This window comes from Shewanella halifaxensis HAW-EB4 (assembly GCF_000019185.1).
Taxonomy (GTDB): domain Bacteria; phylum Pseudomonadota; class Gammaproteobacteria; order Enterobacterales; family Shewanellaceae; genus Shewanella; species Shewanella halifaxensis.
Genome location: NC_010334.1, coordinates 3047141 through 3063307 on the forward strand (window position 1 = coordinate 3047141; position 16167 = coordinate 3063307).

The window sequence follows — 16167 nt, forward strand, 5'->3', positions numbered from 1 at the left end:
CCAGTATCCTGAACTTAATTAAACTGAATACTCCATTGCTTTAATGTTCCAAGGTTACCTTTCTTTTGGTCATTGACTTTTAGAACCCAAACACCTTTCGATGTTTCTAGTTTAGTTAAGTCTATTTTCCAATTTTCATTAGATATATACCTGCCTGGGTTCACCAATTTATAATGCTTTCCTGTAGGCGATATTAATTGAATCGCAATATCAGTTAACATAGGGTGTGATATTTTAGCCGTTACTCTGGCCGTTGTTGAATATATATCTACGGGTACTGTGATACTTGATGCCACACCATACCCTTTATGGTCCGGTATGTTGTGTTCAGTTGAGTTGGAATATGTTTGTCCTGATAGCTGTTCTACCGTAATAGATACCGACATAGAAGATGTAAGCTGATCATTATCAATTATGGTGCCCGTTATTGTATGCAGGCCAGATGACAGTAAAACTTCCTTTCTTTCCCCTATGCCTAAGCCTCCATCGATATTCGAATGCCATAAAATGTTATCACTTAGCTCACCATCCTCTTCATCCCATGCTTTACCAATAAGGTGAATAGAAGACCCATAAGAAAAGTGTTGTCCATCGATTGGATTAACAATTTCAATGATTGGAGCTGTATTGGGGGCAGGAAGCACAGAAACGGTTAGCTTGCATGATGAGGTAAATTTCCCATCAGAGACAACATACGAAACTTCGATGTTTCCAACAAAATCCACACTAGCTGTATATTTTATTTTGTTGTCCTCAATTACGGCGCTACCATTTACAGGCTCAGAAACCGAAGATAGGTACAAAAAATCACCATTCGGATCAACGTCATTCAAAAGGACATCGTAAATTATGCTCCTTCCTTGGTAAACCTCTATAAAATCATCTTGGGGTAAAGGAGCTTCATTATTATCAAGGACGCTTACAGTCACGATCCCTTCCGATTCAGCACCAGATGGATCAGAAATGAGATAAGTGAACGTATCCTTCCCAACAAAGCCGTCTTCGGGCTGATAGACTATATTGTTTCCTGATAGCTGTGTACTGCCGTATAGCCCCCGTTCGAAGCTAATTAATTTAATCGGTTCAATATCTATATCATAGTCATTTGATAACACATCGACGCTTACACTTGTTCCAACCTGTGTATACGCAACATCCTGCACTGCTGTTGGGGAGGAGTTAATGCTATCAACGGAGACAAATACAGTCGCACTATCCGAATTTCCCAAGCCATCGGTAATCGAATAACTAAACTCATCTGTTCCATTAAAATCAGTATTAGGGATGTAGGTGAGCTTATTATTCGACAGAGTTACAAATCCATTAGTAGGCTGTGAAAAGTTAGCAATGCTTAACGACCCCGTAGACTCGATGGTGTCATTACTCAGCACATCAATTCCAACGGATGTGTTAATAAACAATTTCACGGTGTCGTCATTAGCGATAATGAGCGGTTGATCATTAAAAACGGTTAAGCGCACTAGGGCTGTTGCAAGGTTTCCCTGAACATCTTGAATAGTATAACTAAAATCATCATCCCCGATAAAGTCCGTATCCGGTGTGTAGATCAGCTCCTCTGCTAAACCTCTTACAACTGATCCGTTGAAAGGCTGGGTGAAACGGGCGATGTTGTAACTATCACCCTCGATATCATAATCATTACTCAACACATTGATAGCAAGTGATGTGTTCTTTGGTACCTCAAAACGGTCACTAACGGCTACAACTGGATTATTTTCGAGAACAAAGGTAATCGTAACAATGGCAGTCCCACTCCCCCCTTTACCGTCCGCAATAGAGTAGGCGAACGAATCAGTGCCATTGGCATCAATATTTGCATTATAGGTAATGAGCTTATCTGTAACATCTATTATTCCTTTGGCGGGTAAAGAATAACCGCTTATTCTCAGAGAGTCATTGTCCAAATCCGAATCATTCTGCAATACATCCAGTGTGGATTGGGTGCCAGGTGTTAATGAATAGCTATCATTCATCGCAACAGGTTCTTGATTAATAATATTTCCTATCTGAATAGATACCTGAGAAGTTGCCGACCCACCTTTGGTTACATTAGTTGTGACATTAAAATCAATAATTGTATAGGTGAAATTGTCAGCACCAACATAGCCCTGAGTTGGTGTATACCCCAATTGATTACCGTAGTTGATAACGGTTCCGTGCATAGGCTCGGAGTAAGATGAAATATATAGCCCGTCTCCATCTACATCTAAATCATTGTCCAAGACTTTAAAATAAGTCGTGACGCCTTCAGGTACATGATACGTATCTGCATTCGCGATTGGTTCATGGTTGGGTTTAACATTAACCCGTACCGTACCTAATGCCACTCCCCCCTTCCAAATATTATTTTTGGGGTTAAGATCAATTATTTCATATTGAAAAACATCGTCACCTTCAAAACCTATCGTTGGCGTATATTGAATAGAATTCCCCACTATTTCTGCAACCCCATGCTGAGCAGATGTTAGTGAGTTAACCTTAAGCAAGTCACCGTCATCATCAAGGTCATTTTGAGCAACATGTATATACATTGCTTTTCCGGTAGAAATAACGTCATCATCGACCGTCACCGGAATTGAATTATCAGCTCCCGAGCAACCAGAAAAATCCCAACACGAATATGGCAAACTGGTTGCAACTTTACTCTTGTCGATGACATTTCCGCCTTTAATCAATGGATACATCAATAAATATTTTATCTTTAAAGCTGTGTTTGATTGTAATTTTGCAAAATTAGATGAGGGAATTGAGAATGTGACTGTGTTTATACCTTGGATTAAATCAATGCTTTGATTTCCGTAGACACCCACATTTTCGCCACTGACAGAAGTGATCGTTGCAGAATATCCAAATTTTGCACTCAATAGTGAATCAACATCGAAGGACACGTCTATCATATCAATGAAACGATTATCTGCGCTGTCGATGGGGTCGAAAGTCACATTGCCTAGATAGAGTATGTCATCACGTTCCCAAGAGTCATTATCATAAAATGCGGTATTAGCTAGCGAGCCACTCCATTGAATATACTGGTCACCATATTCGATTGCCAAATTTTTAATTTTAAACTCTCCAGAGTAATTAAAGCTCCGAATTTTTTCCCCATCAATTTTGGCATAAATTTTATTTTCTGACGCATCAATACTGCCGTAATGAACCAAATTACCTTCATCACCAAGCCCCAACGTAACGCTATAAGTGAAACGGCCGGTAGCTGGAAACTCTCCTCCTGTATCAAAGTTTAAAATAAGTTCGTCACTGTATCCATCGCCATCTTTATCTGACACTTCTTCTGTATATGTATCCTTGATGTAAATGTTTTCGACACTTACTTTAAAGCGAGATGCAACGTTAGCCTCAAACTCTTCTCCATTCCCGTTAATTCCAGTAATATGCACAGACAAATTATATATCCCCGTGGATAAAGGCTTAAATAACGTCGAATACAAACCATCATTCGTCGAATAATCTGGATAAATACCATTATCGAGTACGGTATCTTGCTGCAATACTACTCCATCTTTCGATACCTCAATAGTCACGCTACTTTGTGACTGAGGTAATCCATTTTCAACTAAAAATACTGTAATCGGCATAAAGCGGTTAACCGTTGGATTAACTGAAGACTCGCCTATCGTCAAATGAAACAATATATTCGAATCATTAACCTGAACGCTTACCGGTATTTTGGGGTGTAAGGATGTGGTCAAGCCTTTTATGGTATATCTACCCGCCTTGGCATCTGTTATTTCAACAATCCAACTGTTGGTTAACGCGATAAAATGCTCTTCACTGGTTACCGGTGAAAACTCTATTATATCGACACCATATAGAGCGGCATTACTTTCAGTGATCACTTCATTATCAGGGCTAATGATGTTTATAGCGCTGGTTTGAAAGCCCTCAATATTGGGTATTATCACAGTAATGCTTTCGCTGTTAGGCACATAAAATGAGGTGCTGAACTCGCCATTTGACACCATCGCGTCTTTGTTTATACGCAACGGTTGCAGTGGCGTCGTGGCTTCAGATAGGAAAGACAATAAAAGTAATATTGCTACTAATATATATTTAGTTATTCTCATTGCCAACACTCCATTTCAGCATTCCAGTTAACGCCTCTTCTCTGACAATCTCTTGTGCCCCAGTCCAAATGTCCCCATTTGGGTTTGCACGAAGCACAGTGTTATGATTACCAATGGTTGCAACAGTTTTTGTTGCGTCACCAGTCATGGCACTTTTTAAGCTTACTAAAGAGTCATTAAGTTGCGGCTCATCATTGGCCACGGGGGTGAACACAGGTATTGTTAAGGGCGGACTTTGTTGAGGCCAATACAGAGCGGCATATTTTTCCTCAACAACGTATTCTTTAACGTCCCTAATTTTTAGAAACGTTTTCGTCGCCAGTATTCTTGAAGGAAGTTGATTGTGCAGATTTTCCACGTTGTCAACTTTACCATCCTTATCAGCATCTATGTTTGCGCCAATAGCAAGGAATTTTATCTCTTTTGGTATGTCATGGCGTCGAGTAAATTCAGTCGCTATATCAGTTTTTAAGTCACAAATATCTGTCAATATGGCTTTAACTGGAATAGTTATAAACTCATGGAAAATATCATTGTAATCAATGGCGTCGGCAACCACGGTCCCATAATGAGGAGTGCTATGAGTAACGAGTGAATTAACAGCCAAGACATTTTTCACAACACTGTTATCCATCAACCCCACGGAAACAGATAAAGGCTCGGCATTAATATTCTTGATAAACCATCTTGAATCAAGCCCCCCTTTAGAGTGGGCAATCAAATTAAATTTGTTGGTTTTCAATGTATCTGCAAATTCAACCGCTACACTTCTAACGTTTCGTCCATGCTCAATAAAAGATGGAGTCTCACCAGAGATACAACTATCGATCTCAGCAGAGAAGTCATGAGAGACTATTTGGTATGGAATACCTAACTTATCCATTAACCCGATGTAATTACTTTGATCACTTGTCATAACGTCAGGACTGCCGCCAAGTCCGACAATCAGTAGTACCGGATCTACGACTTCATATTCCAGTGTCACATAATCAATTTCTACAGCCCATTTTTTGCAACCTATTGTTCCAGAGCTGAGTTCAACAAATTCATTGCCGGCATCTATTCTTATCTGTATTAGGTTTTCAGCCACTTCACCTGGATAGGTAGGAAGATTAAGTTTTGAAATATCCAGTTCGAATGAATTCTTTGCCCATAATTCATTAGCACCTGACAAAATCCCTATTTTCTCGCCGTTAAAGTAGACTTCATCAATTTCGTGAGTTAAGTGTTCAGGCTCACCGTCATAATCACAGTCTTCAAAAGCTGACTCGTTGTCAACATCGAATACGGGCATAGATATTGTAAACTTCTCTGATATCAACTTATTCGATTTTAATCTAGCGACATCTCCGACATAGCGATCGATTTTCAAGCTAAATTGATAGTCAAAAGTTTTTGTATCATCTCGCTTAAGGTAAACATCATTATCTTGTCCCTGATCTGAAACGATAAAAGTACTTGAAGGGGTATTAGTTTTGTCAAAACTATATGGCGAGTTACCAAAATGTGAAGGAAAGTCTGCAGTTGCATATACATAGACAGGGAGAAATATTGCAGTTAATAATGCAGTGACTTTAAGCATCGACACATCCTTGTGTTAGCAGATTTTTAACAACTTATACTACTAGCTATGATGATGTGTCAATTTATTTTTTTTCAAGATTCCCCCTAGAAATAACAAGGAATAATCGGGTCAGAACAAAATTAACAATATGCGGGCTTAGGCGGATCCCTCTAGGACTTTGCCCCCTAATTTGAGGCCGACTACTATCTTAAAGACACCGCTACAGTCACTTTAGTCCTTTCGAATTTAGCCATATTTTACCGGCTCTTCTCCGCTTACATGAGCTTGATATTTGGATAAAAGGTTGAATGGTTATCAGGGACTGATGTTTGTCTGATCTTGAGTTTGAAGTATTCAATGTCTCGGATCCCTCGAGCTCTTCGCCTGAGTAAACCAATAGAGACATTCCCTGCTTCAACTCGAGCGTTGGTTAATCTATATTTTGCGTAATTGCAGATGCCGACTTTTCTATCCAATAGTGCGTCTGCATAATTACACAAGGACAATATCCTCGTTGACCTAGCAAGACCGCACCAAGCTTCAAGTGCCATTACCATCGACTTGTAACACGCTTCATCCCATATCGCTTGTAACTGCTCTTTCAGCATATAAACGATGCAGAGAGTCTTGTTACTCTCGAGTAAGTCACCAAGCCTATCTGACTGCCCCTCATCCAGTTTATGGGCGTTTTTCAGCAATAGGAACAACGTTCCTTTGAGCATCTTTTTCTCTTCATGAGAACCATTTCGAAAGGCTTTGGAGCGTTCTTTTTTGATTAACAGGCCGTAGTTTTGCATCACATGAAATCGGTCGAAAACGATATCGGCGTTAGGCAGCATTTTTCTTACTGCGGATTGATAAGGCTGACCCATATCCATTGAAACCGCTTTAATACCGTCTTTCGTCGCGGTTGATAGTTGCTCGAAGAACGAAATTAGGACCGCTGCTTTTCTACCGTGTTCGACCCAAATTAAATGACCAGAAACCAAATCGTATACCACGGTCATATAGTCATGTCCTTTAGCTCGGGCTACCTCATCAACGCCAATATGGATTAAGTTGTTAAGCTTAGCGGGCTCCAAGCCTGGTAAGGTTGAATGTAGATATTCCTTATCAATGTTTTTTATCGTCTCCCAACGAATACCTAAATGTTGAGAGACTGCGTGAATGCTCATGTATCGGCACAATCCGCTAATGAACTGACAGAAGCGAATGGTATATCGCGCTCCTTTTGCAACGTATTCAGTCGCCTCAATTAACCTTCTTCCGTCTTTATCTCTGGTCTGAGCGAGTTCGACTTCGATGTTACAAGGACGTCCACTAACAGGTAGATCGTGTACCCGTCTTCTTACATAGTGATCAACTGTACATCGCCTTTCAGTTCTTGGTTCTTTAACTTTAAACCGTCCGTCTCGGCGGCATCGTACAAGAATAGAATGAGAGCCTTGTTCTATAGAAAAGGACTGCACACATTGCCCTTTAAAGCTAAATAGGGCGGATGATAATGATGGCAAGGTATATTCACTTATTCACAAATAAGAAAGTGTTGTAAATGATAATGTTATTTATGATCTTTGATATGAATAGACTCATGTAAGCAGAGAAGAGCCTTTTACCTAATGGTAATAGTAAATTTTAGTGCTTAAGCTCTAGCACATTTCTGTCCAAAAATGAGTTGAACGAAGCCCTCCGCGGTTGTGATCACCAAGCGAATTAGAGAAGCAAATTAGATGAGATGAATGCTGAGGTGTGAATACGGCAGTGACCTTCGACAGCTGGGAAGCTGTCGTAGAGCGTATAGGGACACTTCTTACGAAATCAAAAGCCGCGCCGTGTCACTGAAGTGTTCGCACATTCAGCAACAGGCTATAAATCTAATGAAAGCCATCTCATTTAGTGGAACAAACTTCTGTCCACTAACAAGTTAGAGCTCTATTCATAACGTTGTGATCACCAACATCTTAGTGGGCTAATTCGCAGAGATGAATAGTCAGATGTCAGTGCGGCTGTGGGCTTCGGTTTCAAGGATGAAACCGCAGAGCAGCCAAGGAGGGCTTTATAGCGTCCCACAGAAGTAGTGACATGTGAGCTGACTACGAGCTGTTGCCTTTCTTCGTGGCCTCTTTGTTCCAATAACATCCGTGTTTAACGGCCAGCTCGCTATCCCTAGCTCTCGCTTATTAGCGCATGGCTTCGCCGTGGTGAGTAGATGCGGTCTGCGTATCTACATATACGCATGCCGCAAACACTTAGAACCACTTCTATTCTTCACAGCTATCGATTAGGTTGTTAATCGCTTTTGAGACTAGATCTTTTTTCATCTGAGTTCGCACAACGCTCTGGTTAAACCAGAAACTCATCGGCTGCTCAAAACCAATACCATGCATATAGTTGTAGATAGCCTTTCGCAGCCCCTCGCCAAGCATCTCATGATCCGTACCGGTTGGATCGATGAAGTCCACATCGTTTTCAGCAAATAAGATCTCAGGGCGCTCAGTAAGCGTGATGCCAAACTTCTCTGGGTTGATGCCAACAGGACTGTGAACTGTGGCCACAAAACGGTGCCAGTAGGCAGACTGGAAACAACCTTGCTGCATCATCTGACGCACCATCTCTAATGAATCAACCGTTTCTTGCTCGGTTTGAGTTGGAAAACCATACATTAAATAGGCGTGAACCAGTATACCTGCATCACTGAAGGCTTTGGTTACTTGGGCGACCCGCTCAACACTCACGCCTTTTTTCATCAGTTTCAAAAGACGGTCTGACGCCACCTCAAGGCCACCGCTAACAGCGATACAACCGGACTCTGCCAGCAACTGACAACGTGCTTGACTAAATGTCCTTTCAAAACGGATATTGCCCCACCAGCTGATCACAACCTTGCGTTCAATGAGGCGTTTGGCTAGTGCAAACAAAAGCTTTGGCGGTAAGGCTTCATCGACAAAGTGAAACCCCGTCTCGCCGGTTTCTTCGATAAGTTGCTCGATTCTATCCACTAAAACATCGGCTTCTGTGGCATCAAAACGGCCGATATAGTCCAGACTGACATCGCAAAAACTGCATTTACGCCAGTAACAGCCATGGGCTATGGTCAGTTTATTCCAGCGTCCGTCGCTCCATATGCGGTGCATCGGATTAAGCATTTCACACAAAGACAGATATTCACCCAATGGCAGACCGTCGTACACTGGCGCACCGACATCGGTTTGTGGGATATCGTGCAGCTCTGTATTTTCATTAAAGTGTACGTAGGCCTCGCCATTTTCATCCTCAGCAAGAAAATAGGTGCGCACTAGCTCGTCTACCTCACGCTGCCCTTCAAAGTACTCCAGCAGCGTGATAAAAGGACGTTCGCCGTCGTCCAGACAGATAAAATCGACAAACTCAAACACTCGAGGATCTTTCAGCGCGCGCAGCTCGGTATTAATAAAGCCGCCGCCCATTACTATGGGGATTTCAGGATTGATGGCCTTACAGGTTTGTGCAATACGTAAGGCGCCTAGCATATTGCCGGGAAAAGGTACGGTTAACGCGACGACGCTAGGCTGAGTTTCTTCCAGATACTGCTCGACTAATTGTTCCAAAATTTCCGAGCTGAAACTCGGCTCGTCCATCAAGGTGTCGTAAAGATTGTCGAAGCTTGGGTTGGCCGCCGCTAACTTCTCGCCATAACGGCTCACCTCAAAGTAAGGATCGACCCCTTGAGTAATGACGCTGGACAGATCATTAATAAACAAGGTTGCGAGATATTTGGCTTTGTCTTGTACACCTAGATTGCCAAAGGCTGCTTGCAACACATCGCCGGACACCGCTTCCATCTGCGCAATCGTGTCAAACGCTGGTCCTTCCGGTAAAAAACGCCGGGAGTTAATACGCAGTGCAAGACTAGGATCTTTGCCCTGTAAAAAGCGAATAGCGGGTTCAACGGCTAGATGGTAGCGGTCATACTCAGCCAGAAAATTAAAGATCACATCAGGCAGTTCATCGTCTTCAAAATGCTCGTAGTTTTCTTCTACATGCTGACGAATAACCTCCAGCGCAGGCGCTGTCATCATCTCTAGGAAAAGCTCAATAGCAGGATCTCGCTGCACCGCCTCATAACCTTGAGAGCGTAAAAAACCAGTTAAATACGCTGTTGCCGGATAAGGCGTATTCAGCTGGGTCATTGGTGGAGTCATTAGAAGAACGGTCATAGCCTGCCTTTAAATAGTAAAACCTAAATACTCTGTATAAAGCTGAACGGTGCAAAACCATATCAGTGCAAAAACTGAACAGTGAAAAGCCATCCGTGAAAACAGAGTGTGCCAGCAAGCCTCTATGTCAGGGTTGCTGCAAAAAATAATGGGGGATTCTAGCAAATGTACTAAGCAAAAACCCGTAAATTAGCGGTTGCCGACTTCCTGTCTGGAAAAATATCATTAATGTGAAGCCGTCTATAGAATGCTCCTTATACTTTCACGTAAGCTCTATCCAAATAATAATTTATTAAGGTAACCTGTCATGTGGTGGCGAATCCTGCTTATCTGTTTAGCGTATCTTCTTATCGGTGCACACTTTTTACGCTTTGGCCAAAACGAGGCCTGTATCGCTTTTGCCTTAAGTCCGTTACTACTCTTTATTAGAGCCAGTTGGGCGACTCGATTGCTACAGCTTGGGCTTGTGGTTTCAGCGTTTCTCGTCTGGGGGATCAGTAGCTTTGAGTACATTCAGATACGAATGCTTGCCGAAGCGCCTTGGTATCGTTTAAGTGCGATTATGGCTAGTGTCATCGCCTTTACATTTTTCGCCGCTTGGTGTGGTAATGGCATCATTCAAAAACGCAATCAACGTAAGATTTTCAGTTAATAAATAAGCTTAATCAAAAACGCAACTAGCCTCAGCAAGGCTCTACTGCTGATGCGCACACCCTAGTTGCGTTTTGTTTTTGTTGTACAAGACACGTCGACTCAAGATATCAACCACAATATTGACCAAAGCCGTCACGCACATCAGCACTAATGCACCATTAAAGCGGATCTCTTCAAAATTACTGTCGATATAAAATCCCAATGTGGCGATGCCTAACATACCTAAAATTGCCGTTTCTCTTAAGATCACTTCGAAGCGATAAAATAGCAATGCCATCATGTTTGGGTATATTGCGGGTAAGACCTCGTAACCATAGCCATCGAGCCTGCCATTAAAGTGCGCCGACACAGAGACATCATCGGCATGACGAATGGTTAAGTAAGCGATAAGCGCACCGTTATGAATCGCCAACGCTAACATGGCTGGCAACATTGATGGCCCAAGCAACAACATAAACACAAAGGCAAAAATATATTCTGGTACAGAGCGCAGGATCAATAGCGCAAGGCTGTTGATATTGGCAACAAAGCGCCCGCTCAAGCGCTTGTCACTCACCGCAATACCTATCAGTGCAAAAAGGTGGCTCATCCCCAATGCCGCAAGGGCAAGTATTAAGGTTGCTATCACACCGGGCAACGCTTGCTCTGTGAGTAGCCTGCTGATCCAATCAAGGAACTGGCTAAACGCATCACCGCTACTCATTGCACTGGCTTGTAACGCTTGGCTCTGAAGCGTGGTTTGAAACATGGGCGGCAAGATATCTTGGCTTAGAAAACGCCAGATTAACGCACCGTCAACATCCGGTATTGTTGGCAACGCCCATATCGCTATCACAAAATAAACTGGCAGTAATTTTATTCGGCCCCAATATGGAATTGTGCCGATCAAGACAATAAACATCATGAGTAAGGCTGCGCCTTGATGATAATGGCCCTGACGGAACGCCGATTCTAAATAAAAACCTAAGGTTGGCATGCCGACAAAACCTAGCACCGCGCTGCTTCTCAAGGCACACTCAAACCGATAGCGTACATAGGCTCGAATAGGCACAAAAACATGCGCGATTCGGCCATATAAATAGCGGCTAATGCGGTCTGTCTGGTTTGGAAACGTTTGCAAGCTTGTTGTAGGGGCTTGCTGCAAGATATCGCTAAACACCCGCGCAAAGGTTGCGCCATACGGCAGTGCGATGGCTAGAATACCGGTCAGTGGTGATAGACCAAAAATTTGTAAAAATAGCAGTGCCCAAAAAATCTCATGAATAGAGCGAATAAATGCACACAAGGCTGCAATATAAGGTTTGTGGTAGATAAGTGAAACGGGTGCGCCCCACACAAGCGCCAAGCATACACCTAGCAGCGCAAAGCTAACGGTTTGCCATAAGGCATCGAATAAATATTCGGTGGCAAAAAAGTCCGGGGCAATAAAACCTTTACCTATGAGTAATAACTCGCTCCATGGGTCGAGGGCTATCACTTCGGTGTCGGCAAAATAGAAACTGAGCAGTGTTATCGCCCACAGTGTTAGGGTCACTTTTTTCCAGTAGCCGACAAATGCAAACAAGGTTGGCGGCGTAAGGCTTTGTTTTGGCAAACTAATAACGCTTAACAGCGCGTGGAAGCGATTCGAGACGATTCGTTGCTGGCGAAGCCGCCACCATAAAATCGAGTGCCGTATCATCTTGATAGAAAGCTTCTAGGGTATTAACGTTGAGGGACTTGGCATCAATGTCGAGCACCTTTCGACCGTCTCGAAGACCGATGACTCTGTCAAAATGAGCCAGTGCCATATCCATGTCGTGTAAAACCATCACAACAGTGCTGTGATCCGCTAATACATGAGTTAACAAGCGTTGCCCCATTACAGGATCGAGCGCCGAGAATGGCTCATCACCAATAAACAATTCTTGGTGTTGATACAAGGCTCGACCCAGCGCAACACGTTGCCTTTGTCCACCAGACAAGGCTGAAACGGGTTTTGTTAGCGGGCAGTCCAGTTCAAGCTCTGTAGCAATGAGGCCAACCTCTTTTAATGGCTGGCTCAGCGGATAAACAAGGTTCAGCAGATTGTAATACCAGCGGTGGCGATTAAGCGCCCCCATAAAAACATTATGAAACACACTTAAATTTTCAACTAAGCCTTGTCGTTGAGAACATAGGGCCGAGCTTGGACGTAGCATTTCATAAATGTGATTAATTAGGGTCGACTTGCCACTACCGGAACGCCCAATAATGGCAATTTTTTCACCACGGGTGATGGCTAAGCTCTCAATGTCTAAAGCCACTTTATCACCAAACTGAATGACTAAATCGTTAAGCACTAACATGGGGTTAGTCTATTAGCCCAATAGCCTTCGCCACATCTTCTATCGGCTGATAATCTAAATTGTCAGCCGGAACAAATGACCGGCGAGGAAAACTTTTTAACAAATGGGGATCTGTCATACCAATAAGCGCCGCTTCGACTTTTGCGGCAAAACCCGCTCCAAACTCGCTATCAACATCGCCACGTATGGTCCATTGATAATCAGGGTAAGCTGGGCTTTCCCAAATGACACTGACCTTATTAAGGTCTACTTTGCCGTTAGCCAATGCAGTTTCCCACACCTTGTAATTGACCGCCCCCACTTGATAAACACCCGCCTGAACCTGAGCGATGGTGCGGCTATGATCGCCAGAGTAGCCGATACGCTTGAAGATATCTTTGCTATTTTTGCCTAGATTACGCTCGATAAAGAACTGAGGCATCAGGCGCCCAGAGGTAGAGTTCTTAGAGCCAAAGGTAAAGGTGTAACCATTTAAATTAGGAAAGCTATCGCTTGGGATGATCTCGGTTGAAGCGTGAGCAATAAAGTAGCTCTTAAAAAACTGATCTTCATAACCTTGTGCTATGGCGTGAGAATCCGGAACCAAACGGCGCGCCTGCACACCCGACAGTCCGCCAAACCAAGCCAGTTGCACTTGATTGTTACGAAAAGCTGTTACCGCTGCAGAGTAAGACTTTACCGGGATATATTTAACTTCAACCCCTAGTTTTTCTTCAAGGTAAACGGCAATTTTATCGAAGCGAGTTCTTAATTGACGCTCATCTTCATCGGGAATAGCGGTAAACGTAAACGTTGTCGCCATCACACTCGGCGTTAATAACAGTAGCAGTAGCACTGTAAACCGCCTTACATGCGACATATTTTAATCCTTTAGCTGGTAAATTTTCACGTAACCTTAACGAAAAATCAGCAACAAACCCAGAAGTAACGACATAAAATAACGCCTAAGTTCGCTTATTCGTGAGCTTGGTAGACAAATATCACCATTTAGTTCAAATAAACAACAGCCAAACAGGGTTACACTAGCAAGTTCAGCCTTGGTTAAGTATCTAAGGCGTAAGCTTCTTCTACTTAGAAACACCTAGTTGGCAGTGAGCATAATTCTGCGTAAACTAATTGGTATTGAATTCAAGGATATTGTGACTATGCGAATATTAGTTGTTGAAGATGACCCCATTTTATCTCACCACTTAAAAGTGCAACTGAGTGAATTAGGCAATCAAGTTCAAGTAGCATTAACAGCGAAAGAGGGATTTTATCAAGCCACCAATTACCCTATCGATGTGGCCATCGTCGATCTAGGATTACCCGACCAAGACGGTATTAGTCTCATTCAGAGTCTTAGAGATGATGGACTCAAAGCTCCTGTACTAATCCTTACTGCTCGAGTGAACTGGCAGGATAAGGTTGAAGGACTCAATGCCGGCGCCGACGATTACCTAGTCAAACCCTTCCAGAAAGAGGAATTAGTCGCCCGCCTTGATGCCCTTGTGCGCCGCAGTGCTGGCTTTGTAAAACCTCTGATCAGCAGCGGTGCGCTCGAACTTGACCTTGCGGCAAAGCAGGTCACGCTAAACGAGCTGCCCATGGAAGTGACCGCATTTGAATATCTGATCCTGGAATATCTGATGCGCCATTGTCATGAAGTGGTCGCTAAACAGCGCTTACTCGACGTGATTTACGGTGATAAAGAAGGTGACCCCAATACTATCGAGGTGATGGTCAGTCGTCTGCGTAAGAAGCTCACCAAAGGCGGCATCGAAAACCCTATCATCACCATTCGTGGACAGGGCTATAAATTTAATCTGCCATGCAATTAAGATTCAAGCCTAAGAAACGTCTGCTCACGCGGATGTTTCTCACCTCGTTATCGATCATCGCTCTAGTAGGGTTCGGTTTGGCGTGGATGGTAAATATTCTCCATGCCCAAAATAGTTATAACGAAGAAACCGCCGAACTGATTGCAGAGATCCCCAACGTCGCTGCAGAGCTTAGGGAACACGATCTCATCCCCGATACCAGTGATGAGTGGCTAGAAGAGAATAATGCGACTCAACGCTATATTATTGCCAGTTGTGACAACAACTTCAATCAGGTCTGGACTTCGTCGTTAGCGGTAGACAGAGGTTTATTCGATACCTGTGAACGCTTTAACGAGATCAGAAACACCTCTCCGCCTTACTATCTGCCACTTGCCGACAACAAAGGCTACTTCATCTATCTGTTATCTCTCGATATCGCCAGCACTAAGTACAACCTGCTGGTATTGAAAGATGCAGAAAAGCTTGAAGAAGAGTACAGCAAGTTCAGTCGCCTTACCTATATACGTCTAGCTTTCGTAATGGCACTCGCATTAGTGCTTTTGATCAGTGCTGCCTATTGGGGAATGCGCCCCTTAGTTCGACTTAAAAACGAACTGCAGTCGGTCAACAGCGGTAAGGCTAAATCCTTATCTGATGGCTATCCTGTTGAGCTAGAAGGCGTGACTCAGGCGCTCAACCAACTGCTGAACCAATCGAGTGCTCAGCAACAGCGTTACCAAAATGCGATGAACGACTTGGCCCACAGCCTTAAAACACGTCTTGCCGCGGTACATGCGATTACCGATGACAGGACGCTCGATAAAGATGCCTGCAGCGAAAAGATCATGGAGCAAGTGAGTCAGATGGACCAATTGGTGAAATACCAATTGAAGCGCGCCATGTTAGGCCGTAAAGGTCTAAAGCAGGAGCAAACCCAAATCGCACCTTTGGTCGATCAGCTCGCGCAGATGTTATTCAAAGTCTATCGTGACAAACAGGTTCAATTTGAAGCCGTTATCCCTAAAGAGCATGTATTCCCGGGTGATAAAGGCGACTTGATGGAGCTTTGCGGCAACTTGATGGAAAATGCCTTCAAGCTGTGTATTTCAACCGTCAGAGTGTCGTCATACTATAACGATGCCGGAGAGTTTGAGCTTCTGGTAGAAGATGACGGCCCTGGCGTCGAAGAGAGCATTCGCCAAAACATCATTGAGCGAGGCGTGCGCGCCGATACCCAAAAAGCTGGCCAAGGCATAGGTCTTGCGGTGTGTAATGAGATTGTCATCAGCTATGGCGGCAGGCTCAGTATCGAAACCTCTGAGCTTGAAGGTGCTTGCTTTAGGATCTCGATTCCGATTTAAGTTGAGCTCGTTACAGATTGATTTGAAATACAGGGATAAGCATTAATGCTATCCCTAACTTCAATAGTCATTATTTAGCAGGGCCATATACCAATCAATATAAAGATTTGCTCGCTCAGCGAGAGTTTAGCGGTTATGAGGCAAGGCAACGAGTGAG

At 43.4% G+C, this 16167-nt stretch carries 10 protein-coding genes; 3 read left to right on the forward strand and 7 right to left on the reverse strand.

The window, feature by feature from the left end:
* Positions 1-14 precede the first annotated feature (14 nt).
* The 4 genes from SHAL_RS13125 to SHAL_RS13140 form a co-directional block, all read right to left on the reverse strand.
* Positions 15-4106: an Ig-like domain-containing protein gene (locus SHAL_RS13125; protein WP_012277608.1), complete on the reverse strand. Its 4092-nt coding sequence runs from the start codon at positions 4104-4106 to the stop codon at positions 15-17.
* Complete coding sequence (locus SHAL_RS13130; RefSeq protein WP_012277609.1) at positions 4093-5688, reverse strand: lipase family protein; 1596 nt, start codon at positions 5686-5688, stop codon at positions 4093-4095. The genes SHAL_RS13125 and SHAL_RS13130 overlap by 14 nt, the downstream gene beginning before the upstream one ends.
* Before the next feature lie 257 nt (positions 5689-5945).
* Positions 5946-7184 carry an ISL3-like element ISShha2 family transposase gene (locus tag SHAL_RS13135; protein WP_418612217.1) on the reverse strand — a complete coding sequence of 413 codons (1239 nt, stop codon included), beginning with the start codon at positions 7182-7184 and terminating at the stop codon, positions 5946-5948.
* A 747-nt stretch (positions 7185-7931) separates the two neighbouring features.
* Complete coding sequence (locus tag SHAL_RS13140) at positions 7932-9866, reverse strand: B12-binding domain-containing radical SAM protein (protein ID WP_012277611.1); 1935 nt, start codon at positions 9864-9866, stop codon at positions 7932-7934.
* 307 nt (positions 9867-10173) lie between these two features.
* On the opposite strand from SHAL_RS13140, the gene SHAL_RS13145 reads away from it, so the two are divergent.
* Positions 10174-10518, forward strand: coding sequence for a hypothetical protein (locus SHAL_RS13145; protein WP_012277612.1), 345 nt, complete (start codon positions 10174-10176; stop codon positions 10516-10518).
* A gap of 42 nt (positions 10519-10560) precedes the next feature.
* On the opposite strand, the gene SHAL_RS13150 is transcribed toward SHAL_RS13145, so the two are convergent.
* The 3 genes from SHAL_RS13150 to SHAL_RS13160 are packed head-to-tail and all read right to left on the reverse strand — an operon-like array spanning position 10561 to position 13706.
* Positions 10561-12114: a PhnE/PtxC family ABC transporter permease gene (locus tag SHAL_RS13150; RefSeq protein ID WP_012277613.1), complete on the reverse strand. Its 1554-nt coding sequence runs from the start codon at positions 12112-12114 to the stop codon at positions 10561-10563.
* Between the two features lies 1 nt (position 12115).
* The gene (locus SHAL_RS13155; RefSeq protein ID WP_012277614.1) at positions 12116-12847 is read right to left on the reverse strand and encodes an ATP-binding cassette domain-containing protein; all 732 of its coding nucleotides are present in this window, start codon (positions 12845-12847) and stop codon (positions 12116-12118) included.
* A 4-nt stretch (positions 12848-12851) separates the two neighbouring features.
* On the reverse strand, positions 12852-13706 hold the full coding sequence (locus SHAL_RS13160) for a putative selenate ABC transporter substrate-binding protein (protein ID WP_012277615.1): 855 nt from the start codon (positions 13704-13706) through the stop codon (positions 12852-12854).
* Between the two features lie 286 nt (positions 13707-13992).
* On the opposite strand from SHAL_RS13160, the gene SHAL_RS13165 reads away from it, so the two are divergent.
* Together SHAL_RS13165 and SHAL_RS13170 are read left to right on the forward strand one after the other, a co-directional pair.
* Positions 13993-14667, forward strand: coding sequence for a response regulator (locus SHAL_RS13165; RefSeq protein ID WP_012277616.1), 675 nt, complete (start codon positions 13993-13995; stop codon positions 14665-14667).
* A complete protein-coding gene (locus SHAL_RS13170) occupies positions 14658-16010 on the forward strand; it encodes an ATP-binding protein (protein WP_012277617.1) in 1353 nt (450 codons plus the stop codon). The genes SHAL_RS13165 and SHAL_RS13170 overlap by 10 nt, the downstream gene beginning before the upstream one ends.
* Positions 16011-16167: the final 157 nt, after the last annotated feature.

Excerpts from the sequence above, each read along its gene's own strand:
- SHAL_RS13160 (WP_012277615.1), bottom strand. The coding sequence starts at position 13,706 with ATGTCGCATGTAAGGCGGTTTACAGTGCTACTGCTACTGTTATTAACG.
- SHAL_RS13145 (WP_012277612.1), top strand. The coding sequence starts at position 10,174 with ATGTGGTGGCGAATCCTGCTTATCTGTTTAGCGTATCTTCTTATCGGT.
- SHAL_RS13125 (WP_012277608.1), bottom strand. The coding sequence starts at position 4,106 with ATGAGAATAACTAAATATATATTAGTAGCAATATTACTTTTATTGTCT.
- SHAL_RS13170 (WP_012277617.1), top strand. The coding sequence starts at position 14,658 with ATGCAATTAAGATTCAAGCCTAAGAAACGTCTGCTCACGCGGATGTTT.
- SHAL_RS13165 (WP_012277616.1), top strand. The coding sequence starts at position 13,993 with ATGCGAATATTAGTTGTTGAAGATGACCCCATTTTATCTCACCACTTA.
- SHAL_RS13140 (WP_012277611.1), bottom strand. The coding sequence starts at position 9,866 with ATGACCGTTCTTCTAATGACTCCACCAATGACCCAGCTGAATACGCCT.
- SHAL_RS13155 (WP_012277614.1), bottom strand. The coding sequence starts at position 12,847 with ATGTTAGTGCTTAACGATTTAGTCATTCAGTTTGGTGATAAAGTGGCT.
- SHAL_RS13130 (WP_012277609.1), bottom strand. The coding sequence starts at position 5,688 with ATGCTTAAAGTCACTGCATTATTAACTGCAATATTTCTCCCTGTCTAT.